At 32.3% G+C, this 24,908-nt stretch carries 22 protein-coding genes and 1 tRNA gene; 6 read left to right on the top strand and 17 right to left on the bottom strand.

The genetic code is table 11. The annotated features are described in order from the left end of the window. Nucleotides 1-7: 7 nt before the first annotated feature. Nucleotides 8-277: a hypothetical protein gene (locus AC1QSP_RS09080; protein WP_484078419.1), complete on the bottom strand. Its 270-nt coding sequence runs from the start codon at nt 275-277 to the stop codon at nt 8-10. Between the two features lie 208 nt (nt 278-485). Here AC1QSP_RS09080 and era point away from each other — a divergent pair, with 208 nt between their 5' ends. The 3 genes from era to AC1QSP_RS09065 all read left to right on the top strand — a co-directional run bounded on the left by era (nt 486) and on the right by AC1QSP_RS09065 (nt 3,591). Then, entirely contained in the window at nt 486-1,358 is an 873-nt protein-coding gene (era, locus tag AC1QSP_RS09075) for a GTPase Era (protein WP_416233871.1), read from the top strand. Between the two features lie 116 nt (nt 1,359-1,474). Further along, nucleotides 1,475-2,260 carry a universal stress protein gene (locus tag AC1QSP_RS09070; RefSeq protein ID WP_484078418.1) on the top strand — a complete coding sequence of 262 codons (786 nt, stop codon included), beginning with the start codon at nt 1,475-1,477 and terminating at the stop codon, nt 2,258-2,260. Nucleotides 2,261-2,346: 86 nt separating this feature from the next. Further along, complete coding sequence (locus AC1QSP_RS09065) at nt 2,347-3,591, top strand: DUF445 domain-containing protein (RefSeq protein ID WP_484078417.1); 1,245 nt, start codon at nt 2,347-2,349, stop codon at nt 3,589-3,591. 48 nt (nt 3,592-3,639) lie between these two features. Here the strand turns inward: AC1QSP_RS09065 and AC1QSP_RS09060 are convergent, their stop codons facing one another. From AC1QSP_RS09060 to AC1QSP_RS09050, 3 genes are all read right to left on the bottom strand, one after another. Beyond that, nucleotides 3,640-4,101, bottom strand: coding sequence for an ecotin family protein (locus tag AC1QSP_RS09060; RefSeq protein WP_484078416.1), 462 nt, complete (start codon nt 4,099-4,101; stop codon nt 3,640-3,642). Between the two features lie 114 nt (nt 4,102-4,215). Then, nucleotides 4,216-4,289 (bottom strand) — tRNA-Asn (locus tag AC1QSP_RS09055). A gap of 137 nt (nt 4,290-4,426) precedes the next feature. Further along, on the bottom strand, nt 4,427-5,104 hold the full coding sequence (locus tag AC1QSP_RS09050) for a TIGR02117 family protein (RefSeq protein WP_484078415.1): 678 nt from the start codon (nt 5,102-5,104) through the stop codon (nt 4,427-4,429). Between the two features lie 53 nt (nt 5,105-5,157). On the opposite strand from AC1QSP_RS09050, the gene AC1QSP_RS09045 reads away from it, so the two are divergent. Further along, on the top strand, nt 5,158-5,868 hold the full coding sequence (locus AC1QSP_RS09045) for a GLPGLI family protein (protein ID WP_484078414.1): 711 nt from the start codon (nt 5,158-5,160) through the stop codon (nt 5,866-5,868). 79 nt (nt 5,869-5,947) lie between these two features. Here the strand turns inward: AC1QSP_RS09045 and clpB are convergent, their stop codons facing one another. The 3 genes from clpB to epsC all read right to left on the bottom strand — a co-directional run bounded on the left by clpB (nt 5,948) and on the right by epsC (nt 10,740). After that, nucleotides 5,948-8,560, bottom strand: coding sequence for an ATP-dependent chaperone ClpB (clpB, locus tag AC1QSP_RS09040; protein WP_484078413.1), 2,613 nt, complete (start codon nt 8,558-8,560; stop codon nt 5,948-5,950). Between the two features lie 479 nt (nt 8,561-9,039). Continuing rightward, complete coding sequence (gene cysK, locus AC1QSP_RS09035; RefSeq protein WP_484078412.1) at nt 9,040-9,948, bottom strand: cysteine synthase A; 909 nt, start codon at nt 9,946-9,948, stop codon at nt 9,040-9,042. 15 nt (nt 9,949-9,963) lie between these two features. Beyond that, nucleotides 9,964-10,740, bottom strand: coding sequence for a serine O-acetyltransferase EpsC (epsC, locus tag AC1QSP_RS09030; protein WP_484078411.1), 777 nt, complete (start codon nt 10,738-10,740; stop codon nt 9,964-9,966). Between the two features lie 301 nt (nt 10,741-11,041). Here epsC and AC1QSP_RS09025 point away from each other — a divergent pair, with 301 nt between their 5' ends. Beyond that, a complete protein-coding gene (locus AC1QSP_RS09025) occupies nt 11,042-11,467 on the top strand; it encodes a DUF2147 domain-containing protein (RefSeq protein WP_322971609.1) in 426 nt (141 codons plus the stop codon). A gap of 143 nt (nt 11,468-11,610) precedes the next feature. After that, on the top strand, nt 11,611-13,443 hold the full coding sequence (locus AC1QSP_RS09020) for an ABC transporter ATP-binding protein (RefSeq protein ID WP_484078410.1): 1,833 nt from the start codon (nt 11,611-11,613) through the stop codon (nt 13,441-13,443). A gap of 53 nt (nt 13,444-13,496) precedes the next feature. On the opposite strand, the gene AC1QSP_RS09015 is transcribed toward AC1QSP_RS09020, so the two are convergent. The 10 genes from AC1QSP_RS09015 to AC1QSP_RS08970 form a co-directional block, all read right to left on the bottom strand. After that, nucleotides 13,497-14,726, bottom strand: coding sequence for a 3-phosphoshikimate 1-carboxyvinyltransferase (locus tag AC1QSP_RS09015; protein ID WP_484078409.1), 1,230 nt, complete (start codon nt 14,724-14,726; stop codon nt 13,497-13,499). A 2-nt stretch (nt 14,727-14,728) separates the two neighbouring features. Beyond that, nucleotides 14,729-15,055, bottom strand: a complete 327-nt coding sequence (locus AC1QSP_RS09010) for a nucleotide pyrophosphohydrolase (protein ID WP_322971612.1) — start codon at nt 15,053-15,055, stop codon at nt 14,729-14,731. Nucleotides 15,056-15,147: 92 nt separating this feature from the next. Further along, nucleotides 15,148-17,166, bottom strand: a complete 2,019-nt coding sequence (locus AC1QSP_RS09005; RefSeq protein WP_484078408.1) for a transglutaminase domain-containing protein — start codon at nt 17,164-17,166, stop codon at nt 15,148-15,150. Between the two features lie 5 nt (nt 17,167-17,171). Beyond that, the gene (locus tag AC1QSP_RS09000; RefSeq protein ID WP_484078407.1) at nt 17,172-19,067 is read right to left on the bottom strand and encodes a DUF3857 domain-containing protein; all 1,896 of its coding nucleotides are present in this window, start codon (nt 19,065-19,067) and stop codon (nt 17,172-17,174) included. A gap of 4 nt (nt 19,068-19,071) precedes the next feature. Beyond that, nucleotides 19,072-19,521 carry a D-aminoacyl-tRNA deacylase gene (gene dtd / locus AC1QSP_RS08995; protein WP_484078406.1) on the bottom strand — a complete coding sequence of 150 codons (450 nt, stop codon included), beginning with the start codon at nt 19,519-19,521 and terminating at the stop codon, nt 19,072-19,074. A gap of 97 nt (nt 19,522-19,618) precedes the next feature. Next, nucleotides 19,619-19,891 carry a hypothetical protein gene (locus AC1QSP_RS08990; RefSeq protein ID WP_484078405.1) on the bottom strand — a complete coding sequence of 91 codons (273 nt, stop codon included), beginning with the start codon at nt 19,889-19,891 and terminating at the stop codon, nt 19,619-19,621. Between the two features lie 87 nt (nt 19,892-19,978). Then, nucleotides 19,979-20,647 carry a response regulator gene (locus AC1QSP_RS08985; RefSeq protein WP_484078404.1) on the bottom strand — a complete coding sequence of 223 codons (669 nt, stop codon included), beginning with the start codon at nt 20,645-20,647 and terminating at the stop codon, nt 19,979-19,981. Between the two features lie 5 nt (nt 20,648-20,652). Beyond that, nucleotides 20,653-22,599 (bottom strand): hypothetical protein, encoded by a 1,947-nt coding sequence (locus AC1QSP_RS08980; RefSeq protein WP_484078403.1) that lies wholly within the window; start codon nt 22,597-22,599, stop codon nt 20,653-20,655. A gap of 303 nt (nt 22,600-22,902) precedes the next feature. Beyond that, complete coding sequence (gene rsgA, locus AC1QSP_RS08975) at nt 22,903-23,820, bottom strand: ribosome small subunit-dependent GTPase A (RefSeq protein WP_484078402.1); 918 nt, start codon at nt 23,818-23,820, stop codon at nt 22,903-22,905. A 6-nt stretch (nt 23,821-23,826) separates the two neighbouring features. Further along, nucleotides 23,827-24,906, bottom strand: a complete 1,080-nt coding sequence (locus AC1QSP_RS08970; RefSeq protein ID WP_484078401.1) for a chorismate mutase — start codon at nt 24,904-24,906, stop codon at nt 23,827-23,829. Nucleotides 24,907-24,908: the final 2 nt, after the last annotated feature.

Genomic DNA, 24,908 nt, shown 5'->3' with positions numbered 1-24,908 from the left:
TAAAATATTAATACTGAATATCGATTAACGACTTTAATGGAATAGAAACTCCATTTTTAATCTGTAAGTACTTTTCAGTTACACTCCATACGGTTGTCTCAATTTTTTTTGGACCTTGATCCGTTTGGAAAGTGATATATGCTTTTGATTTGAATTCGTTTCCTAGTCTTACGGCATTTAATAGTTTGTCTTTCTGTACATGAACGTCTTCTTTTGGAGCTTCTAAAAATTTGAAGTTAATTACTTCTTCTTTTTCAATTAATTCTACATCCATCATCTTTCTCTCTTTTTTATGGTTTTATTTTTTCTGTTACACCTACCTAAATTACAAATGAAATCGAATATAAACTAATATTTGTCATGATTTTTTAAATGCGTTTTAAGTGGAATGTTTTTACCAATAATTCAAAAACTCGACCATAATCACGTTATTCTAAAATTATTCCCTCAAAAATTATTAATTTTGCACTATGTCAGACGAAAAGATATTTAAATCCGGATTTGTGAACATCATAGGTAATCCTAATGTGGGAAAATCTACATTGATGAACCTATTAATGAAAGAGCGTTTAGTAATTGCTACACATAAAGCACAAACCACGCGTCATCGTATCAAAGGAATCTTAACAGGAGAGGATTATCAAATTGTATTTTCAGATACTCCTGGTGTGTTAGATCCGGCCTATGAGTTACAAGCCAAAATGATGGAAGCGGTATCGGAATCACTTGTTGATGCTGATGTCATTTTATATGTGGTAGAAATCGGAGAAAAACGTTTGAAGAATGAAGAGATCTTTGCTCGCATTCAAAAAACATCTACTCCAATTATTTTATTACTAAATAAAATTGATACAGCAAATCCTGAGCGATTAAATGAGGCTGTAGAGTACTGGCATGAACTTTTACCTAATGCAGAAATTCTACCAATTTCGGCAAAGGAAAATGTAAATGTTGATTTATTAATCAACAAGATCAAAGCAATTATACCGGAGGGTCCACAATATTATCCAGAAGATCAATTAACGGATAAATCTGAACGATTTATTGTGAATGAAGTAATCCGTGAAAAAATCTTATTAAATTATACTAAGGAAATTCCTTATTCTGTAGAAGTCGTGACAGAGCGATTTAAAGAAGAAATTAATTTGATTTCTATTGAAACAGATATTTATGTTGAGCGTGATTCTCAAAAAGGAATTATCATTGGACATAAAGGGGAATCATTATCAAAAGTAGGGAAGGAAGCCCGTGAAGAATTAGAAAAATTCTTTGATAAAAAAGTCTTCTTGAAACTATTTGTTAAAGTTAAAAAAGATTGGCGTAAAAAAGAAAATGATTTACGTCGATTTGGTTATTAAATATTCATTTTAAATAAACATCAAGCGTTGAGATATCAACGCTTTTTTTGTGCTTAAAATTTTGATTGTTAGTATATTTAAGAAAATAATTAATCAATCATAAACAAAAAAAATCAATGGCAACAATATTATTTCCAACCGATTTCTCTCCAACAGCAAATAACGCTTTTCAATACGCATTAAACTTAGCACGAGTAATTGGTGCTGACTTGCGAATTGTAACAGTAAAAACTCATTTAAAAGAATATTTAAATCTTCAACAAAATGAATTTGATCAAAAAATAAAGGAATTACAAGATATCGCTTTAGGTAACAATTTAACAGAGGTTAAAATGACCAGTTCATTAGAAGTAGGAGATCTAATTTTAACAATTTTGGATATCATTCGAAAAGAGCACATTGATTATGTGGTAATGGGTACAAATGGAGAGAATAGTTTTGGGAAAAAGTTTTTTGGATCACAAACTATTGCTTTAATTAATAATTCACCTGTGCCTGTTTTAGCAGTTCCTCATGGAGTCGATTTTGTTGAAAGTAGAAAGTTTGCTTATGCTACAATGTGGAACACAAATGAAGAATCAGCCATTAGACAAATGCTTTCATTTTCTGAAAGACATCATTCGAAATTGGATATTGTTCATGTCGAAAAAAAGACTTTATCTATTGATGAAATCATGAAGAAACGAGAATGGGAAGTTGAATTTCCAGAGGCAAATTTTGAGGTGATTAAAAATGATGATGTCGATAGTGCTTTGATTGATTATTGTGAAAATCATCAAATTGATGTGTTAGGACTAATGTACCGTGAACTAAATCCGTTTCAACGATTGTTTAGTGAAAGTCATAGCAAGCGATTATTAACTGAAGCTCAATTTGCGATTTTAGTTTTAAAATCTAAGTAAATTATAACGTGATAAAAACGATGGTGTAAATCATCGTTTTTTTATTGGCTGAATTTTTGCGAAATTTAGATTAGATTCGAATTTAAATGACAGAACTAGAAAAGAAACAGAACCTTAAAAAGCATAAAATGATTGCTACGGGACTATTTGTCTTGATGGCAATCTTGTATGCTGCGATGGTTTATTTGAGTCAAACTTCAGACGCCTCATGGATTGGCTACGTAGAATCCTTCGCAGAAGCAGCAATGGTAGGTGCCTTAGCCGATTGGTTTGCGGTGACAGCATTATTTCGTTATCCGTTAGGATTAAAAATTCCTCATACCAATTTAATTGAAAGAAGTAAAAATGCCATTGGAGAAAATTTGGGAAGCTTTGTAACCAATAATTTTTTAACTCCATCCAATATCCGACCTTATATCATGAAATTAGATGTTGTAAAATTTGTTTCAGATTGGATGAATAAAGCGGACAACCAAACCGTTTTACAAGAGGAAATAAGTGCTTTGGTAAAAAAAATCATTAAAGATTTAGAAGACCAAGAAGTCGTTGATTTTTTAACCCTAAAAGGAGAAGATATTCTGAAGCAATTTAACTTGCAAGAATTGGTTTCAACATCTATTAGCTACATCATCGAAAAAGATAAACACAGTGAAATTTTAGATGCAATTTTACCTAAAGCGAAAGCATACATCAAAGAAAGTGATGTGTTGATTGAAGGAAAAATAAATGAGAAACATCCTGTGATTTCTTTTTTTGCCGGCAAGAAAATTTCAAAAGGAGTAGTGGAAGGAGTTGTAAGTTTTATTGAAGAAATCGAAGATAATCCCGACCATCCGATTCGACATAATATTCAAGAATCCCTTTTGAAAACAGCGGATAAAATAAAATCTGATCCAAATTGGAAAGAGAAATTAAATGCAATGCGTGACGAGTTTGTAACTGCAGATCGCTTAGAAGAGTATGCTTCAGATTTATGGTTGAATCTAAAACAAAATGTATCAGAAAGTTTAGATCAAAAAGATTCTGCAATTCAACGTTATGTTCATAAGAATATTCAAAAATTAGCGGAAAATTTAACGGATAATGATGAGATGATTATAAAAATCAATGGATGGATTCGTCATTTCCTATACCGTATGATTTTACGTAATGTAAAGGAAGTAGAAATGTTGATTAGTCGGACAGTAGGTGATTGGGAAGGAAAAGAATTAAGTGATAAATTAGAATTAGAAATTGGAAAAGATTTACAATTCATTCGTGTCAATGGAACGTTAGTCGGAGGAATTGTAGGTTTAATAATTTATAGTTTAACCCAATTATTTTTTCATTAAAATAGAAAAAGCTCAACTGATGGTTGAGCTTTTTTATTTCTGAAGATTTTATTCTGCGGTAAATACTTTTTCGGATGCCGACCAAATTCTGTAATTCACTTCGTATCCTTTCGGTGCATAAATCACTAAAGGTAAACGACTATTATATCTTACTTTTTCGGAAGGTGCGTAAACGACTTTTTCTACTGCTTGTGTATTGATACATCCCATCATCGTTGAACCAACATCACCATTCGTTTCAAATTGATAATAATTGTATCCCCAACCGTCTAAATTTCTTTCTTGCAATTTCCCCATTAAGAAATAGTTATTACATCCATCGGTCATGGTTTTTTTACCAATCATGATTTCGACCATATAATCGTTTTCATTTACTTTGGGTTCTAAACGAATGATTTTTTGAATTTGTTCTTTTTCAGTTTTAGGAAACATCTTAATATCTTCTTTCATTTGTGCAAAGGTTTGAATGGAAATCATCGAAAATATACCAACAAATAATAACTTTTTCATTTTTAAATTGTTTTAAATCTAATCCTAAGATGAAATTGTAGTACCAAAAGTTGGGTGAAGGATGTTAAATAAAAGCCAAAAAAAAAGACATTCAAAATTTGAATGTCTTTTTTGCTCCTCCTCTTGGGCTCGAACCAAGGACCCTCTGATTAACAGTCAGATGCTCTAACCAACTGAGCTAAGGAGGAGTATCGTTATCGATATTGTTGATGCAAATATAGAGCGAAAATTTATATCTCCAAATCTTTTTTCAACTTTTTTTCGTCTGAAAGTCGCTTAAATAGGACAACTTATTGAAAATGAATTAGAAAAATTTCTAAAAAAATTAATCTTTATAATGATAAAATATGCCTTGTTGTGCCGCTGTCCATAGTGGAGCGGTTTTATTTGCTTCTTTTAATGCATCACTTGCCCAAGTATTGCACGTAAAAAAGATGTTGTATGTTCCTTTAGCTTCATAAAACGCATCATTATTTCCGTAGACCATATCTGTCGGAATTAATTGCACTTTTCCATTTGCATCATACTCAAAAGAATTTTTAATGTAATTGACCATTTTTTGATATTCTTCCTTACTCATGTAAAACTTTTTGCAATCCTCACTTTCGAAAAGATGATTATAAAAAGTGGTATGCATGGCAGAATCACCTAACCAAAATGCAGCTTTAAAAGCTGTAGAAAATTTTAAATCACTCCATTCTGGTGTATCCAAATAAAATCCTTTATCTCCCCAACCAAATGCAATGTATTTCATCGGTTGTTTGGATTTTGTATCCGTAAACGGTATCATTTCCGACCAATTGATCACATCGGTTTCTACCGGAACGATAATATCGGTATGCATTCCATTCGTTAAAATAAAACCTGCGACATCATCACTTTCTTTATGTTCTACTTTATTTACTGGAATTAACGGAAGGATTAAAGCAGCTAAGATGTAGATCAATAATAAGCCTAAGATTACGCCAATGATTTTGAAAAAGGTTTTAAATAATTTATTCATTATGAATGGGTTTGTGTAAATATAATTATATTTAATAAACATATATCCTACACATGAAAGCACTTCTGTTTTTTCTATTATCAATACCGATATTGGCACAAAACAATTATTTAATTCAATTTGAAAAGACAAATATTCAGGATTTATCTGATTTGTCTGTTTCGGATAGAGCAAGGCTTGAAAATTCTTTAGCTAAGCCTAATTATTTTGAATTATGGATTAATAATAAAGAATGTACATATAAAGAAGTAGAAACTGTGACTGGGAGCAATAAAACATATTATTATGGTTTAAGGCAAGATGGGTATTCGCTTAATTTTGATCAAAATGTCTTGAAAGTGATTCAAGATTTGAATGGAAAATTGTATCTGCAAAGAAGTGAGATAGATGTGTATGATTGGAAAATCGAAGAAGAAACGAAATCATTTTTAAATTACAAGGTTCAAAAAGCTATTTTGGATCAAAATGATTTTAAATATATGGCGTGGTTTACCAATGAAATTCCATCTCGTTGTGGACCTGAATTATATGGTTTACCAGGTACGATATTAGAATTAAGTGTTTATAATAAAGATGATTTAGCAGATGAAATAGAAGATTATATCTTCATTCGTGCGACAAAAATTCAACCGAACGTAAAAAAGGGAATCAAGTTACCAAAGATTAAAAAAGTTCTATCGAAAGCTGAGTTTGAAGACATTTATAAAACTTATAGAAAGAAAGTAGAAGATATAATCGCAAATACCGGTGTTGACAAAGAATAAAAAAATCCCGTCAATTTTGACGGGATTCCTTTTCACTAAAAATATTTAAATATGAATCGACTTCATAAATGGATTTCATTTAACCATTAGTTCTAAAAACTAATTTATTATTTCCTGGTTTTTCTTCGAAGTAATCGATTAAAACCGCATCATTATCATTGATGTTTCCTTTCAGAATTTCTTTTGATAACTCATTCAAGACATCTTGCTGAATTACACGTTTCAATGGACGCGCACCAAATTGAGGATCATAACCTTTCTTAGCTAAATAAGCAGACGCTTCTGGTGTGATATCTAAAGTAATATCACGTTGACCTAATTTTTTCGCTACGCCATTTAAGTAAATTCCAACAATTCCGTTGATTTGGTTTTGACTCAATGGACGGAACAAGATAATTTCATCGATACGGTTCAAGAACTCTGGACGGAAATTTAATTTTAATTCCTCAAAGACTTCTGATTTTGTATCATCATAAATCTGAGCCACATTGTTTTCATCAATATCTGCGAATTTTTCTAAGATCGTGTGTGAACCAAAATTCGATGTCATAATGATAATCGTATTCTTAAAGTTCACCACTCGACCTTTGTTATCTGTTAAACGTCCATCATCCAACACTTGTAATAAAATATTGAATACATCTGGATGCGCTTTTTCAATCTCATCTAAAAGAATGACCGAATAAGGACGACGACGAACCGCTTCTGTTAATTGACCACCTTCATCGTAACCAACGTAGCCCGGAGGTGCCCCAACCAAACGAGAAACTGCGTGACGTTCTTGGTATTCCGACATATCGATACGCGTCATTGCATTTTCATCATCGAATAAGAATTCCGCTAAGGCTTTCGCTAATTCGGTTTTACCAACCCCAGTCGATCCTAAGAATAAGAACGATCCAATTGGTTTTCCTTCGTCACTTAAACCAGCTCTCGAACGACGAATGGCATCTGCAACCGCGGTAATTGCTTCTTCTTGACCTAAAACACGTTTATGTAATTCGTCTTCTAAGTGTAATAATTTTTCGCGTTCGGATTGCATCATTTTTTGTGCAGGAACTCCTGTCCATTTCGATACAACTTCGGCGATATCATCGGCATCAACAAATTCTTTTACCAATTTGTTGTGTTTGTTTTCTTCTAATTTTTGTTCCGCAACTTCTAATGCTTTTTTCGCATTCACTAAGTCCTCAAATTCTAATTTAGAGGCTTTCGCATAATCGTATTCACGTTTAGCGCGCTCAATTTCGAATTTGATGTTCTCGATTTCTTTTCTTAAATCCTGAACTTCATCGGCTTTATTTTTCTCATCTTGCCATTTCGCACTGAACTGGTTGCGCTCGTCTTGAAGGTTCGATAACTCTTCGCGTAATAGGTTCAATTTCTTTTCATCATCTTCACGTTTAATCGCTTCAATTTCGATTTCTAATTGAACAATACGACGATCTAATTTATCCAACTCTTCTGGCTTCGAGTTCATTTCCATACGTAATTTCGATGCTGCCTCGTCCATTAAGTCGATGGCTTTATCTGGTAAGAAACGATCCGAAATGTAACGTGTGGATAATTTGACAGCCGCAATAATTGCTTCATCTTTGATTCCGATTTTATGGTGCTGTTCATATTTATCTTTAATTCCACGTAAGATAGAAATTGCCGATTCTTCATCTGGTTCTTCCACCATTACTTTTTGGAAACGACGTTCTAAAGCTTTGTCTTTTTCAAAATATTTTTGATACTCATTTAAAGTTGTCGCACCAATTGAACGTAATTCACCACGCGCTAAAGCTGGTTTTAAGATATTTGCAGCATCCATAGCACCTTCACCGCCACCTCCGGCTCCAACTAACGTATGAATCTCATCGATGAATAAAATAATTTCTCCGTTTGCAGAAGTAACTTCTTTCACCACTGCTTTTAAACGTTCTTCGAATTCACCTTTATATTTTGCACCCGCAACCAAAGCTCCCATATCCAAGGAAAAGATTTGTTTGTTCAAAAGGTTTTCTGGCACGTCCCCATTAATAATACGGTGTGCAATACCTTCGGCGATGGCTGTTTTACCAACCCCTGGTTCACCAATTAATATGGGGTTATTTTTAGTTCTTCTGGATAAGATTTGTAATACACGACGGATTTCCACATCACGTCCGATGACAGGATCTAATTTTCCTTCTTTCGCTAATTCTGTTAAGTTTTTAGCATACTTATTTAAGGAATTGTAAGTTCCTTCTGCATTTTCTGATGTTACGCGTTCTCCTTTTCTCAATTCTGTAATTAATTTTTTGGTGTTGTCGAATGTGACACCTTGATCTTTCAGAATTTGACTAGTCGGTGAGACATTCTTAATGATTCCTAATAAAATATGTTCCAACGTAATGAAATCATCTTGCATCTCTTTGGCAAATTGTTGTGCCGATTGTAATACAGCATTGGCGCTGTTGGATAAATGATTTCCTTGTTGTCCTTGTACTTTTGGATACTTTTTAATTTCAGCATCCAATTCATTTTTAATATGCGTAAGGTTTGCACCTTGTTGTTCTAAAATTAATGAAATCACGTTTTCATCCACGTCGAACATTCCACTCAAAATGTGGCTTGGTTCAATGGCTTGATTTTGATTTCCTGCCGCAATTTGTTGTGCGGATTGAATCGCCTCACGACCTTTTATAGTAAACTGATTAAAATCCATTTGTTAAACTGTATTTAGGTTTTTGTTTGTTGATTGGATTAAATCAAATTAGATTCCAAATTGAAAATGAAGATGTTATACTGACTTTTTGTCGTTTTTGTATTAAAAAAGGAGACATTTTGACAAATATCTCCTTTGATTGTATGATTAATAGAATTTAATTTCGCCAGCATGAGTGTTAGCTGATAATGTTTAAAAAGATAGTTACTAAAAAATTATAAAAATGAATGAAAATAAAATTTAATTGATATAGTGATAAATTAATATATTTATTGGAATAATTTCTATCACTATTTAACTTACTAATATTATGAATTTACTTTTTATACACCCAAAATACATTGAACTACTTTTTCAAGCTTTAACTATTGTTTTAATTTTTGTAGTTTTATTTATACTATATAAAATTTATATTAAGTATCTAAAATAAAAATATAATCAGCTAACGTAGCATTATTATTGTATTGACAACAATAAGTTTAAAACAATCCCTCAACTGATAAATAACGTTCACCAGTATCGTAATTTATAGTTAAAACTTTTGCTTCAGTAGGAATTTTTTCTAACGATTTAGCAACTGCAGCTAATGACGCTCCGGTTGAGATTCCGACAAATAAACCTTCAATTTTAGCTACTTTCTTTGCATATTCAAAAGCTTCTTCTTTTGAAATTTGAATTGTTCCATCTACAATTGAAGTATCTAAATTTGTTGGAATAAATCCAGCTCCAATTCCTTGAATTGCGTGAGGACCAGGTTGTCCACCAGAAATTACTGGAGAATCTAATGGTTCAACAGCAAAAACTTTAGTTGAAGTATTTACCTCTTTTAAAGCTTTTCCAATTCCAGATAAATGACCACCAGTTCCAACACCTGTTATTAAATAATCAACACCTTGTGGAAAATCAGCTAGAATTTCTTTTGCAGTTGTATTGTAATGAATCGAAGGATTCGAATTATTTTCGAATTGTTGAGGAACCCAAGCACCTTCAATCGTTTCCGCTAATTCTTGTGCTTTTGCGATGGCACCTTTCATCCCTAATTCTTTCGGAGTTAAAACAAATTCAGCACCATATGCTTCCATGATTTTACGTCTTTCAATCGACATTGATTCTGGCATTGTAATAATCATTTTGTAACCTTTAACAGCAGCTACAAATGATAATCCGATTCCGGTATTTCCAGAAGTAGGTTCAATTACAGTTCCACCTGGTTTTAAAATCCCTGCTTTTTCAGCATCTTCGATCATGGCTAAAGCAATGCGATCTTTGATAGATCCACCAGGATTTTGTTTTTCTAATTTGATGTAAACTTCGTGATTTGGGAAAAGTCCGCTTAATCTAATTATTGGTGTATTTCCGATAGCTTCTAGGATATTATTTAAAATCATTATTAAAAATTTTGATTAGATGACATAAAAATCATCTGATTGATTGTTATTTTTTTGTTTGATAATTGGTTGAAATTCTTGGTAAACGATAGAATCGGGCGGTACACTTTTCGTAATCCATACATTTCCACCAATAACTGAATTCTCACCAATGACAGTTGTTCCTCCTAAAATCGTTGCTCCTGCGTAAATAGTTACATTATCTTCAATTGTAGGATGGCGTTTTTGATCAGCTAAATCTTTAGATACATAAAACGCGCCAAGAGTTACCCCTTGATAAATTTTTACGTTGTCGCCAATTGTTGTGGTTTCACCAATGACAATCCCAGTACCGTGATCGATATAAAAATTTTTTCCAATTGTCGCCCCTGGATGAATGTCAATTCCAGTTTGTTTATGGGCATATTCAGAAAAGAAACGTGGTAATATTGGAGTATCCAATTGATACAATACATGAGCTAATCGATGAACAGCGATCGCAAAAAATCCAGGGTAAGATAGGATGATTTCGATTTCAGATTTAGAAGCAGGATCATTATTAAAGAAAATAAAAATTAATTTTTCCAACTCGACTTTGATATCTTCAAGTTGATTAAAAAAAGTTGAAGTGATTGTTTCTGCTTTGTTTTCTGGTACGATACGAGTTAAGATTTCATAAAAACAATGGTTTACTTCCTCATAAGTATATCTTTTTTTGGGTTGACTAAAGATTAAATCGTAAAGGATGGATTCAATGATTTTTTCGACTTCTTTTTTATTAAAAGGTAAACTGTATCGACTAAATGGACTCATTTAAATATTAATCTATATTCTCTATAAAATTAGTAGATAAAATTCTAATGACCTTACAAATTCGCCAAAAAATGCGATTTTTTGTATGATTTAGAATTTCAAGAAAGAATATAATTTACACTATTGCAATCTGTATTAAATAATAATAGATAATATTTATTAAATACGGAATATTTTATGTTTTTGATTAATAATGTTTTAAATATTTTGTGTTAAATTATTGAATAATTTTAAAATTATTCAATAATGGTGTTTTTTTTACACTAAAAAGTTATATTTTAGTAAAACAAAATCACTATTTATGAAAAACTATTTTTTATTCTCATTTTTCATGTTAATTGGATCATTAGTTTTTGGACAATCTCCAGTTGGAACTTGGAAAACAATTGATGACGAAACCGGTAAAGAGAAATCTTACGTTGAGATTTATGAGAAAGATGGTAAACTTTACGGAAAAGTTGCTAAGATTTTGACGAAAGGTAAAGAAGATGCAAAATGTGATAAATGTTCAGGTGCATTAAAAAATAAACCTATTCAAGGTATGGTTATTCTTTATGATTTAAAGAAAAGCGGTAATGAATGGACAGGAGGAAAAATATTAGATCCTAATTCAGGAAAAGAATATAAAGCCACAGTTAAGTTAAACGGTAAAGATAAATTAGACGTAAGAGGATACGTTGGAATTTCTTTAGTAGGTAGAACTCAGACTTGGGTAAAAGTAAAATAAAAAGGTTACTGAAGTAATCAAACCACAAAAACTCAAAACAAAACTCTTAATGATGACTATTTTCGATTTAGAAGATAGTCATTATTTTTTGCCTAAATTTGTACCTTCAATTGGGCTTTGTCCAGTATAAAATATTCATTTCAATGAGTTTCAATAAAAGAGCATTACAATACATTAAACCTTATAAGACGTCGTTTGGTACGGCGATTTTCTTTAATGTACTCTATGCCATTTTCAACGTTGTAGCGTTAGCTTTTATGATGCCAATTTTAAGCATCTTATTTGGAGAAGAAAAAAATAAAATATTTACAAAACCTGTTTATTCAGGAAAAATATCAGAGTTAAAAGATTATTTTTCAGATTACTCAGGCTATTTAATGAGTGATATTACACAAACTGAAGGGCCTATTTTTGTCTTAGCTATTTCGTGTATATTATTTATTGTCGCATTTTTCTTTCGAAATATCTTTAGTTTTTTATCGGAAACATGTTTAGTGGATATGCGTTCAGGGGTAACGCGAGACTTACGAATTGATTTGCACAATAAAATCTTAGAATTACCAGTATCTTACTTTACCGAAAAACGAAAAGGAGATATGATTACGCGCATCTCTAATGATGTGAATGAAGTGGAAGGTAATATTTTAAATTCCATTGTAGAGATTATTCGTGGACCAATTATGATTCTTGTGTTTGTAACGGTTTTATTCGTTACGAGTATGGAATTGACATTGTTTGCGATATTGGTTTTTCCAATTATGGGGACAATTATTTCGTTGATTGGTAAAAGTTTAAAACGTGCCGCAAGCAATGCACAAAATGAATTATCCAATATCATTACATATGTAGATGAAACCTTATCCGCTTTGAAGATTATCAAAATTTTTAATGCCGACGAACAAGTCAAAGGACGATTTGACCAATCGATCAATCGCTATCGAAAATATTTACAAAAAGTAATGAAAAAGCGTGCCTTAGCTTCACCAACCAGTGAATTTTTAGGGGCGATTACAATTGGTTTAATTGTATTTTTTGGAGGGAAATTGTCGTTAGAAGGAAATGGATTATCGGGATCTGAATTTATCTTTTACATTGGAACATTTTATACTTTACTTGATCCAATTAAGAAATTTTCAAAAGCTTTATCTGATATTCAAAAAGGAGAAGTTTCAGCTCAACGTTTATTTGAAGTATTAGATGCGGATGTTTCGATAAAAGATCATGTTGGAGCAAAATCAATCGAAGCGTTTGAAGATAAAATTGAATTCAAGAATGTGACATTTGGATACGGAGATGAAACAATCATCGAAAACTTCAACTTAACGATAAACAAAGGAGAAACCGTTGCTTTAGTGGGACAATCTGGTTCGGGTAAATCAACATTAGCCAATTTATTGACACGTTTTTGGGATGTGAAATCAGGCGAAATTTTGATTGATGGAGTAAATATTAAAGAAATTCAATTGAAAAAATACCGTGATTTATTCGGTTTGGTTACTCAGGATTCTATTTTATTCAACGATACGATCGCAAATAACATTTCACTAGGGGATTTCCATCCAAATCAAGAAGGAATAAAGAAAGCAGCTCAAATTGCAAATGCAGAAGAATTCATTGTTAAGCAAGAAAATCAATACAATGAAGGAGTTGGGGAAGGAGGAAGTAAACTTTCTGGTGGTCAAAAACAGCGTTTATCTATTGCACGTGCAGTATATAAAAATCCTCCCATTATGGTTTTGGATGAAGCGACATCTGCATTAGATACGAAATCAGAGAAGTTGGTGCAAAAAGCATTAAATAACATGATGCAAAATCGAACTTCGTTAGTAATTGCACACCGTTTATCAACAATTCAAAATGCAGATAAAATTGTAGTGATGGAAGCTGGAAAAATCATTGAACAAGGGAGTCATGAACAATTGATAGAACAAAGAGGTGCTTATGCCAATTTAGTAAGCATGCAAAATTTTGGTTAACCATTTCAATCACAATAAAAAAAAAGCATCGAACTACTCGATGCTTTTTTAGTTTATAAAGATTGTAAATCAAATCCAAGTGTTTTCCAATCTTCCCAAAAGGTAGGATAAGATTTTTCTACCACCATTTCATTCTCAATCTGAATTGGAAATTTAATCGCTAAAGGCGCCATACACATGGCCATTCGATGATCATTATAAGTTTTCAATACAGGCGTATTTTCAAACACATTGTAACGTTTAATGCTTAAAGAGTCGTCTGTAATTTCGACCACAGCTCCCATTTTTGTTAATTCATTTTGTAGAGCTTGTAATCGATCCGTTTCTTTAATTTTTAAGGTTTCTAACCCTGTTAAATAACATTTTAAACCTAACCCTACACAAGTGGCAGCGATAGTTTGTGCAATATCTGGCGTATTGTTTAAATCTAACGTTATTACATCTGAATACGTAAAATTTGAATTATTTTTTAAAGTTAATTTTCCGTTATTGAATATTGATTCAACACCAAAATTATCTTTATAAATGGTTTGTAAAGCTGAATCGCCTTGTAAAGAAGCCTCGTAATACGTTGCAATTGTTACTTCGCTATTTGGACTTAAAGCAACTAAAGAATAATAGTACGAAGCCGAGCTCCAATCGGATTCCACTTGTATCGTTTGTGAAGCAACAGTTGGCGTGTAATCGACCTTAATTTGTTGGTTTTCCATTTTTGCATTCACACCAATACGATTCAATACTTGAATAGACATTTGAATATATGGAATCGAAATAATTTTTCCTTCAAGAGTAATCGTTAACCCCTTTTCCAATTGAGTTCCGATAAGCATCAAAGCCGTAATGTATTGGCTGCTGACATTTGCCGGTATCGTAATCTCAGAAGCTGTAATTTTTTTACCATTGATCTTTAAAGGAGGATAACCTTCATTTTCAATATAAGTAATATCTGCTCCTAATGCACGAAGTGCTTCCACTAATACCCCAATAGGACGCTGTTTCATACGATCAGAGCCAGTTAACGTTACGGTACGACCTTCTTGGATAGAAAAATAAGCCGTAAGGAAACGCATGGCTGTCCCCGCATGATGAATATCGATAACATCAGAAGTATTCGCTAATGCATTTTGCATCAATTGAGAATCTTCGGAATTGGATACATTTTCTAATGTAAGGGCATTTTGAAACAATTGATTTAAAAGGAGAAGTCGATTACTCTCACTTTTCGAGCCTGTAATTTGCAGCTCTCCCGTTAAATGTAGGTTTGATCGTGAAATTAAAATCATATTTATTTTAATTTCTCGTTATTCTGGTGACGATCGTGATCACGTTGGGTTTTAAGATCTAATTTCTTGTAGAATGCAGATTCTAAATCAACACCTGTTTGATTTGCTAAGCAAAGGGCTACGAAAATAACATCGGCTAATTCCTCTCCTAAATCTTTGTTTTTATCTGATTCTTTCTCGGATTGTTCACCGTAACGACGAGCGATAATACGCGCAACTTCTCCAACTTCCTCTGTTAATTGAGCCATATTCGTTAACTCGTTGAAATAACGAACACCGTGGTTTTGAATCCAATTATCTACGTCTTGTTGTGCTTGTTTTAAACTCATTTCGTCTGTTTTATTAATTAATAAAGTAAATGTACAAAATAAAAAAAGCCAATGGACATTCCCATTGGCTAATATTGTATTTGAATATATTTTTAGCTTTTTACCAATACAATTTGCTGTGTTTCGGCTTCTACAACTTTTGTCATAAAGGCTTTAAATGGTTGATAATAATTATTTGGTAAGACGCTGTAAGGTAGAACACGTATTGAAGTAACTTGAATAAATCCATCTTTTTCTTCGTATTGATAAACATAGGCGGCAGCATCATTAATAACTTTTTCTTGATAGGCTTTCGGCAAGCTTTCGACTTTATATCCCTCAGGAATTTTGATTTTAAACGACTTGTGAATGTTCATCGGAGTTCCAAACTCGATATTATAATTTCGCGTTTCATAATTTAAATGATGATTTTCTAAAGCATCAAATAATAAAGGATTGAAAATAATTTTATCTCCAGCTACATCTGCTTGTACCCCATCAAATTTAAAGGAATGACGTATCAATTTATTTCCATTATCTAAGGATTTGAAATTTTCGATATCAAAATTATATTGCGCAATAAATTCTTTTTCGAAAGCTTTTGGATCATCTTGAATTTCGGATTTATCATTGATGTAAAAATAATTATCATGATAATTGTTGTATGTTCCACTGATTTTACCAGCGGGTGATAGGGTCGCAATAACTTGTGTTTTATCTGTAGACATTATCGTATTGACTAAATCAATTTCACGCACACCATCTTTAGAAATTAAAATTCCACGATGATTTAAAACACGCATGGGTAATACATTTACATCTGCAAAAGGATTCGTAGCATCCATTAAAATATCATTCCCATTGATTTGAACGGATGCAATAACATAATTTAATTTCGCTTTTGAAGGAAAAATATAGTTTAACATTCCATTTTGAACTGTGCTTAAGACAACTGGGTTAGCTTTGAATCCTGCTTTTTCTAACATTGAAACAAGCATCAAATTGATATCTGCAACATTTCCAATTTTATCGTTAAAAGTTTTACGGATTCCTTTGTCTGTATAAATGCTATTATATTCATCCCATTTATAATTATCCTTTACAAAATTATAAATAGCCTTAATTTTTTCGGATTCATTGGATGCATTCGCAATAATTTCTTTGACTTTATCATCTAAAAAATTATTACCATTTAATTGGCGACCAAAAGATTCGCTATCCAGTAAATCTTTACCAATTCTTTCCCAAGTCGTAGAAAAATGTTGTGGCGTGCCATTCTTTGGATTATAAGAACCTAATTCAAAACGAACAGATGATAATAAATTACGAGGGTTTAAAACATAAGCTTCTCTCTCGTATCCTGGAAGATTTTCGGCCTCATACGTTTTCATGTTAATGGTATATTCAAAAGATCCCACAGAAGAAGCTTCGAAAGCTGAAGAAACGTTGTCTATGCCTCGACTTCCTTGAATTTTGTAAGATCCACGTGCTTTTTTCGTTGAAGTTTTTGGTTTTAAAGTAAATTGTCCTCTAAAATCATCCAAATAAGATAAAACTTCATTCGTTTCTAACGTTAATACGCTTTTTACAACAGGTATCGTTTCTTGAAAATACCAAGTGTCTGTATTGTAATAAAATGGAGATGAAACCTCATACATATACTCTAAGATAGAACCATTTTTTACATTTGGGAAAGTTAGTGTCTGTAAGTTTAAATAGTTATGAACATTTTTTGTGAAAATATCTTTACGTTCTACTTTATATTCTTTCATCGTATTCCCTTCAGGATTAAAGGTAGAAGCCTTCAAAGAAATCACTTTTTCTGTATTTGTTTTCGAATTTCCTGTTCGAATGGGAATCTCTAATGATAAAATATGATCAGGGGTTTTGTCTTTATCATATACCTTGATGCGATAAACGATTTGAGTTTTTTTGACAAGATCGCCAGAAGATTGATCCCAATCAACCGTATGTTTTGCACTCGAATATAATACTTCTGCAGCGGCATTAGGATTTATTTTACTTTGAGTCTTCTCAATTTCTTCATTTGTGAATTTTCCGAATTTAATTTCTTGAGCTTGAGTCGTAACAGCTGCAAGTGCTGTAATTCCGATGGTAAATAAATGATTCATTTGTCTTAGAATTCTAATAGTGTTTTTATGTTATCGTTGGCTGCAACTTGTCGTCTAAATTCTACGTAATCATTGAATTTAGTTGAATCATAATTGCCTTTTATTTGTTGATAAGTTCTTGTTAAAAGATAGGTGTTTTCGGTTTTTTGTTCAATTTTCAAATCATAGGAACCAAATTCTGTGACAATATGAATGGGTTCAAATTGAATTTTACCTTTAATGGTTGACGGAACAATTATTTCAAAGCTCATCTTATCGGTATACCCTCTTGAAATATGGAAATCGTGAACTCTAGTTTTAGCTTTTTTTAAAGTCGTTGTTTCGTTGTTCCCAGGAATTAAATTAAAAATCAGATGATTCCCCTGTTTTTTAGCAAAGTTATCGGAAGTAACTTCTAGAATGGTTTCAAATGATGATTTATCCCAATGGTCCTTAAATTCGATTTGATCAATCTTTGGCTGGGCCAATACAGGGAATTTTCTTCTGAAATATTCCATCTGATCTTTTTTCACATACGATTTAACAGCAGAATTATCGGCATAAAATAATCCATCAGAAATTTCATGCAATGTAATTTTTGCTTTCCCATCTGATGTAATTTCGATTCGACCTTTGGTTGTTAATATATTATTGGTATGATTTAAAGTTTGAGAAGGAATGATTTTGCCGCCATGTTCATCAAAAATATACACTTTACGATTACTGCTCATGTCTCCCAGTAGATTAAAAGATAAACTCTGGCTTGTCGCTTCTACCCAAATGTCTTCCTCTTTTAATGGAACATATACAATCATATGGTTCCCTTGTTGATACATCATTTCTTCATCGATATCAATGGGTGCATTATCAGCAAATAAAATGGTATGGTAGGCCTTGATTCCTACAGCGTCTAACATCCCAATCATATAATTGGATAAAGCTTTACAGTCGCCATAGCTTCGGGTTTCGACATATGAATTTGGAAAAGGAGATAAGCCCCCAATCCCAAGCTGTACACCAATATAGCGTACTTTATTTTGTAAATGTTTATAAAGAATGCTTACTTTTTCTTTCTCTGATTGAGCGTCTTTGACTAAATTCTGAAAGTAAGCTTTTTGAACTGGTGTAAAATCTAATTTTCCTTGGATTAAATTTTGATACGACCATTTTCCGTAGTCATTCCAATTATCGAAAGTCCCTTGTGTACCATCAATATTTATTTGGTTGGTCGCAAATATAACTTGTGGTACAATATTTCGCCAATTCACCATCATCTCTTCGGATTGCATTGGTTTAAGATTTTTCAAGGCATAACGATATTCATTTCCATTGATTTCTTTGGAAATGGGATATGTAGAAACATTTTTTTCTAAATGTCTTATTGTTGAAGTACTGTTATTGGTAAATGTATATTGAGCCGATTCGATAGACAAATTAGTACTATAGATAGGAGACCATCTGGGGATAAAAATAGTATTTTTATTAACAGTTGAAACTTTGTATCGAATTGTATAGGGATAAAAAGTCGGGGTAAAAGCTAAATATTTAACACGATCATCAGTGTACAATTGGCCTCCCGAGACCGCACTGACATCGCTAAAATTCTTTGATTTAAATTTCTCAATCAACTTTCCTTGATCATCGTATAATTCAGCTTCAAATGCCTCAATTTTCGTATTTGGATCATAAAACTGATGGGCATTAACGAATGGATCTCCCGATTTATCAAATACAGTAATTACAACTTCTTCCGAATATTTAAATTGATTAACCGTATTGAGTTGAATATGGGTATTTGCTGAACGGACAACGGCATAAGCATCTTGAGTTAATGCTGTTGGAATTTCGTGTACAGGATAAAACTGCGCAAATAATGTAAAGGGTAAAAAAGTTAGTAGTGTAGGAGGTAAAATGTGTTTCATTAGGTTATTCCTTGTTTCGAGAATCCATATAAATTGTAACTGGACCATCATTTAAAAGTTCTACTTTCATATCTGCTCCAAATATGCCTTTTTGAACAGGTTTAAATGTTGATTCTAAAACGTTTAAAAAATTATTATATTGTTCAATGGCTAAATCGGGCTTAGAAGCTTTGATGTATGAAGGTCGATTTCCCTTTTTAGTTGAAGCATGTAATGTAAATTGAGACACGACAAGTAAATCCCCATCCACTTGATTGATATCTAAATTCATTACGCCATTTTCGTCCCCAAAGATTCGTAATTGAGTGACTTTTTTTGCAATCCATTCGAAGTCTTCTTGTTGATCATCAGGTTCAAATCCTACAAGCAGTAATAATCCATGATTGATTTGGCCTGTAATTTCACCATTTACTTTTACAGAAGCGTGTTGTACGCGCTGAATAATTGTTCTCATGGGATAAAAATACAAAAAAGAAAAAAGTCCAACAGGGTTAAGGTTGGACTCGATTTTTATAGTTTAGTAGGTTGGATTATGATTAGTTAGGAATGTTTTAATTAATGGAACCAAAAAATAATGATTCATTAGAAATTAAAGCATAATCCACCGCTTTAATTTTAGAGATTTTAGATGCAATTTCTAGATCATGTTTGATAATATCGAATCTTTTTTGAGCACCTATTTCTTTCTTAAAACCGATTTTCCAGTTTCTTTCAGAATTAAGGTTGATCCAATGTTCGCTTGTCAAATAGTCTAAAAAAATTTCTTTTTCTTTGATTAGAGTGTCATCAAAATCAAAAGTAACTTCAATATAGTAGTTGTCCATTGGTGTTAAATTTTAACAAATGTACTTCTACTCGCATCGTATTGATTACGGAAATCCGTAAACAATGGATTTTTTTTGGAAAATAATTTAGATGAGAGACATATCTTTGGCAATGGCAATCATTTGGATATTATTTTTCGCTTTTAAAATGTTTTTTAGGCGATTAATTTTTTTCTCAATCGCACTAATAGAGGTAGGAGTAATATTGTTCTTCTTTAATGAAAAAGAAATTTCTTCTTGCGACAGACCTTGCGCTAAGTGTTCTAATAAGATAATATCATAAGGTTCAATTGTTGCTGTCGAATCATTTTTGATTAACTGTAAAACTTCTTGAGTAAAATAGTTTTCACCACGATCGATATGCGTGATGGCTTTTACCAATTCATTTAAGCTCAATGAACCTTTCAATACAATTCCATTTACTTCAGAAACTTCCTTTAATCGTTTGATTAATGAAGGTTTATCTTCAATGGTATATATAATTGATTTAATCTCAGGTTGAATGGTTTTAATCATATTGACTAATTCTTCACCATCTTTTAACTTAGGCGTTAGCATTCCGTCCGATTTGAAGGATAAATCAGAGATAATTAAATCAAATGGGTTGTTCTCTTGAATCGCTTTTTTAATTTTTAAAAATGCATTATCGCATGAACTGGCATGTTGAATATTAAACGAGAATTTTTCTTTTAAAATGCTTAAAATGCCCGTGTTTATACTATCAATGTCTTCTGCTATTAATATATTTTTAATCATTTACGTTAATTTGGAATATTGATAAAGGCCCTAAAACCTTTAGAAATCTCAAAATTAATAGTTCCATCAATACCACGAATGCGGTTTTCCATATTTCGGATTCCATTTTTTGATAAAATGTCTTGATCAATGGAAATTGAACCATTATCAACATATTTAATTTCTAAATTTTTGCCTTCCTGCAAGAAACTAATAACCACTAAAGAACAATCACTGTGTTTTTTCATATTGGTCATTAATTCCATTAATACGCGATAAATCACAATTTTAGTATGATTTTCCATCGTGTCCCAATTCACTAAATCAATTCCTTTGGTTATGATGTTCACATCTTCAGATTTATAAGATGCTAGCATACTGTCCAATTCTTTTTTAAAATTGGCTGTATCTACTGTATTTGTTTGGCGTGAAATGCTACGGGTTTGGGCATAAATATGATCTAAATTATCGGATAATTTTTTCTTTAAAAATTGATTTTCAAATTGAATGGATTCTAATAAGGTAATGGTATTGAATAAATCATTAGCCAACTCATCATGTAACTTTTGCGAAAGTGATACTTCCGTATCGTAAATGGTTTTCAGACGATCATTCTTACGTTTTTGTTTCTGTTGATATATTCTTACATAAAAAATGATAATTGCAATTATAAGTATTGCAATGGCAATGATGGTTGAAATTTTAGCACGTTCTAATTCTAATAAATGTTCCGCTCTTTCCAGGGATAATGCTTGTATTTCATTGCGATTCTTATCCGCATCATACTTCAGTTTAGCAAATTGATATTTGGTTTTGCTTCGTGATAATTGGAGGCTATCATTTAATTCAATAAATTCTTTGATAACGCTAGGATTAGAACCCGAATTGATTTCTATAAGTTTCTTTAATGCAGATAGACGTGCTTCAATATTTCCAGTTACAAAGGATAAATCATACATCTGTTTTGCATAATCCGCTGCACGCTGAGGATCTTTTGCTTCATAATATTCAGAAAGATGCTGCAGATTAACGCTTTGTCCATGGGCATAATCGATCTCTTTTCTAATATCTAAAGCTTTTAGTAATTCGCTTTCTATATTCAAAGATGGATTCTTTAACCATTTAGCATAGGCTAAGTTGTCAATCACTTTAGATTTTAAGTGCAGTTCGTTATCTAAAATGGTATCATTTTTTACAGCTTCCAAAGTTTTAATGGCATCATCGTATCGTTTCAATAGCGTATACGCAACTGCTTTGTTATTCTCAATCGAAACTTTAAAGTAATGATCCGTATTTAATTCTAAAGCTCGATCATACCAATACAATTCTTCATTAAAATTAAGCATGCTTCCACTGGAGATGGCTAATGAATTAAAAATTGGTGTGAGATAAGGATGTTTTGGATAATTTTTTAACGCATTCAAGGCTTCCATGGCTAAGTTTTCACTTCCGGAATGATCGCCATTATCATTCAAAATGATTGCCATATTCAGTGACGATTTTGCTAAACCGATACTATCATTGATTTGCGAATAATAATTTTTGGAATAATTATAATAGTAAAAGGCACTGTCCATATTATTCTCATCATAGAAATAGTTCCCGAAATTAAAATAAGCTTCGGCTTCTAACTTTTTATTATTGATTTTTTTGGTCCAATCAATAATTTGATGATTGTACAAATGGGCCTTGTCTTCGAGTTCCAAAGATCGAAGTAGTTCCATTTTCTTGAAACGTGCAGCAAACTCTACCGAATCATTCATTTGAGTTTTAGCCAAAGCAATGGCTTGTTCTGATTTATCGATCCGTAGTTTCGGCGCAACTTTTTTATTGTCAATTTCCTTAAACAATTGATCAATCGTTTTATCCGTCGACGCTTTTGTAGTTTGTTCTGTACTCGTCTCTTTACAATTTAGCACTAGAGATAAAGTTGTAAAGGAAGTCAATAATTTAATGTAAGTAATAAATTTCATCTCTAATGAATAGGTTTAATCTTCAAATCCGCAAATGGTTTTGCCCTGTTTTTTGGCTTCAGAAATTTTTAATTTAACAATGGGATGAGTACAGGCTTTTATCCCGCGGCATGAAGAAGTAAAGTGGTATTTTTTACCGTTGGGACTCTTACATATAAAGACTTTAGTTTCGGCCTCTACATTATGGTTTATAATAGAGGTTAAAATAAAAACTGAGCTTATAAATACAAGACGTATCAATCGGGTAAATTATACATGTAAATATAAAAAAAGCCCAAATAAAATCTGGACTCTTTTTAGTTCTTATTGATTATAAATATCCTCTTCCAAGAAGGTTAAGTAACTCTCGTAACGAGAGGGTGCTATTGCCATTGTTTCAACGGCATCTTGAACCGCACATTTCGGTTCATTCACATGGATGCAATTATCAAATTTACATCCGTCTCTTAACTCAAAGATTTCTGGGAAATAATTCTGTAATTCAGCTTTTTCTAAATGAACCAAACCAAATTCTTTGATACCCGGTGTATCGATTATAAAACCTCCAAAAGGCCACTCGAACATTTGAGCAAATGTTGTCGTGTGTTGACCTTTACTATTGAAATCGGAAACTTGATGCGTTTTTAAGTTCAACTCTGGATGTAAAGCATTCAATAAAGTTGATTTTCCAACTCCTGAATGTCCTGAAACTAAACTTACTTTATCTGTCATCTTATTTTTAACTAAATCTAAATTTAATCCAGTTTCAGCAGAAATATCCAACGACTCGTATCCAATCGAATTATAAATGTGTTTGTATAAATGAAGATCTTCTAATTCTTCTTCGGTATAAGCATCCAATTTGTTGAATAATATAACAACAGGAATTTGGTAGGCTTCCGCAGTGACTAAAAATCGATCAATAAACCCGAACGATGTTTTCGGATTAGACATTGTGACCACCAAAAAGGCGACATCAATGTTGGATGCAATGATATGCGTCTTTTTAGATAAATTAACCGATTTTCGAATAATATAATTCTTACGATCGTGGATTTTAGTTATCACAGCAACATCATCTTTATCGATTTCAAAATCGACCTCATCACCAACAGCAATAGGGTTGGTATGTTTGATATTTGCAATTCTAAATTTTCCTCTTATTCTGGCTTGGTAAGTTGAACCATCTTCTGTACGAAGATGATACCAACTCCCTGTAGATTTTGTTACAATTCCTTTCAAACGGTATTATATTTTTTCTTCTTTTTTAATCATAATATTATTCTGTTGAGCAACGGATTCTTGGTGAATAGCTTGTAATAATTTATCAACAAAATCTTCTGATAAACCTAACGAAGCTCCTGCTTTTACAGAATTTTCTTTGATCTGTTTCCAACGTTCAGGTTGGAAGACAGCTACATTGTGTTCTTTCTTTAATTCTCCAATCGAATTCGCTACTTTCATACGTTGCGCAATCGTATCAAGAATTGTTGTGTCTAATTCATCAATTTGATGACGTAAATTCTGAATTCCAGCTTTATAGATCGAATCTGGATCGTCTGATTGGCGTAACTCTAATGCCATTAAAATTTCTTTTAAACGAGCTGGCGTAATTTGTTGTGCCGCATCCGACCATGCTTCATCTGGTGTACAATGTGTTTCAATCATCAATCCATTGTATTCGAAATTGAAAGCTTGTTGAGATACATCAAATAATCCTTCTCTGTTTCCACAGATGTGTGATGGATCACAGATAATTGGAATATTCGGTAATTTGTTTTTGAAATCTAAAGCAATTTGCCATTGTGGATTATTACGGTATTTCGTCTTTTTGTACGTCGAAAATCCACGGTGAATGGCACCTAAGTTTTTAATTCCTTGCCCTTCTAAACGTTCTAATGCTCCAATCCATAAATCTAAATCTGGATTAACAGGATTTTTTACTAAAACAATTTTATCGGTGTCGCGTAAAGCTTCAGCAATTTCTTGTACAGTAAATGGATTTACAGTAGAGCGAGCTCCAATCCATAAAACATCGACATCATATTCCAAAGCTAATTTAGCATGGTTAGCGTTTGCAATTTCAGTTGCAATCATCATTCCATGCTCATCTTTTACTTTTTTCAACCAATTTAATCCAATCGCTCCAACACCTTCAAAGCAGTTTGGTTTAGTACGAGGTTTCCAAATTCCCGCACGAAAGACCTTAACATAATCTTTGTCAATATCTTCAGCGATTGTCATCATTTGTTTTTCACTTTCAGCGCTACAAGGTCCTGCGATGATAAGTGGTTTCTCGAATTGGTTGATCCAGTTATTATTTTCCATAA

Source organism: Faecalibacter sp. (assembly GCF_057177045.1).
Note: the sequence above shows the minus strand (reverse complement) of the source record. Positions and strands in the feature narration are given on the sequence as shown.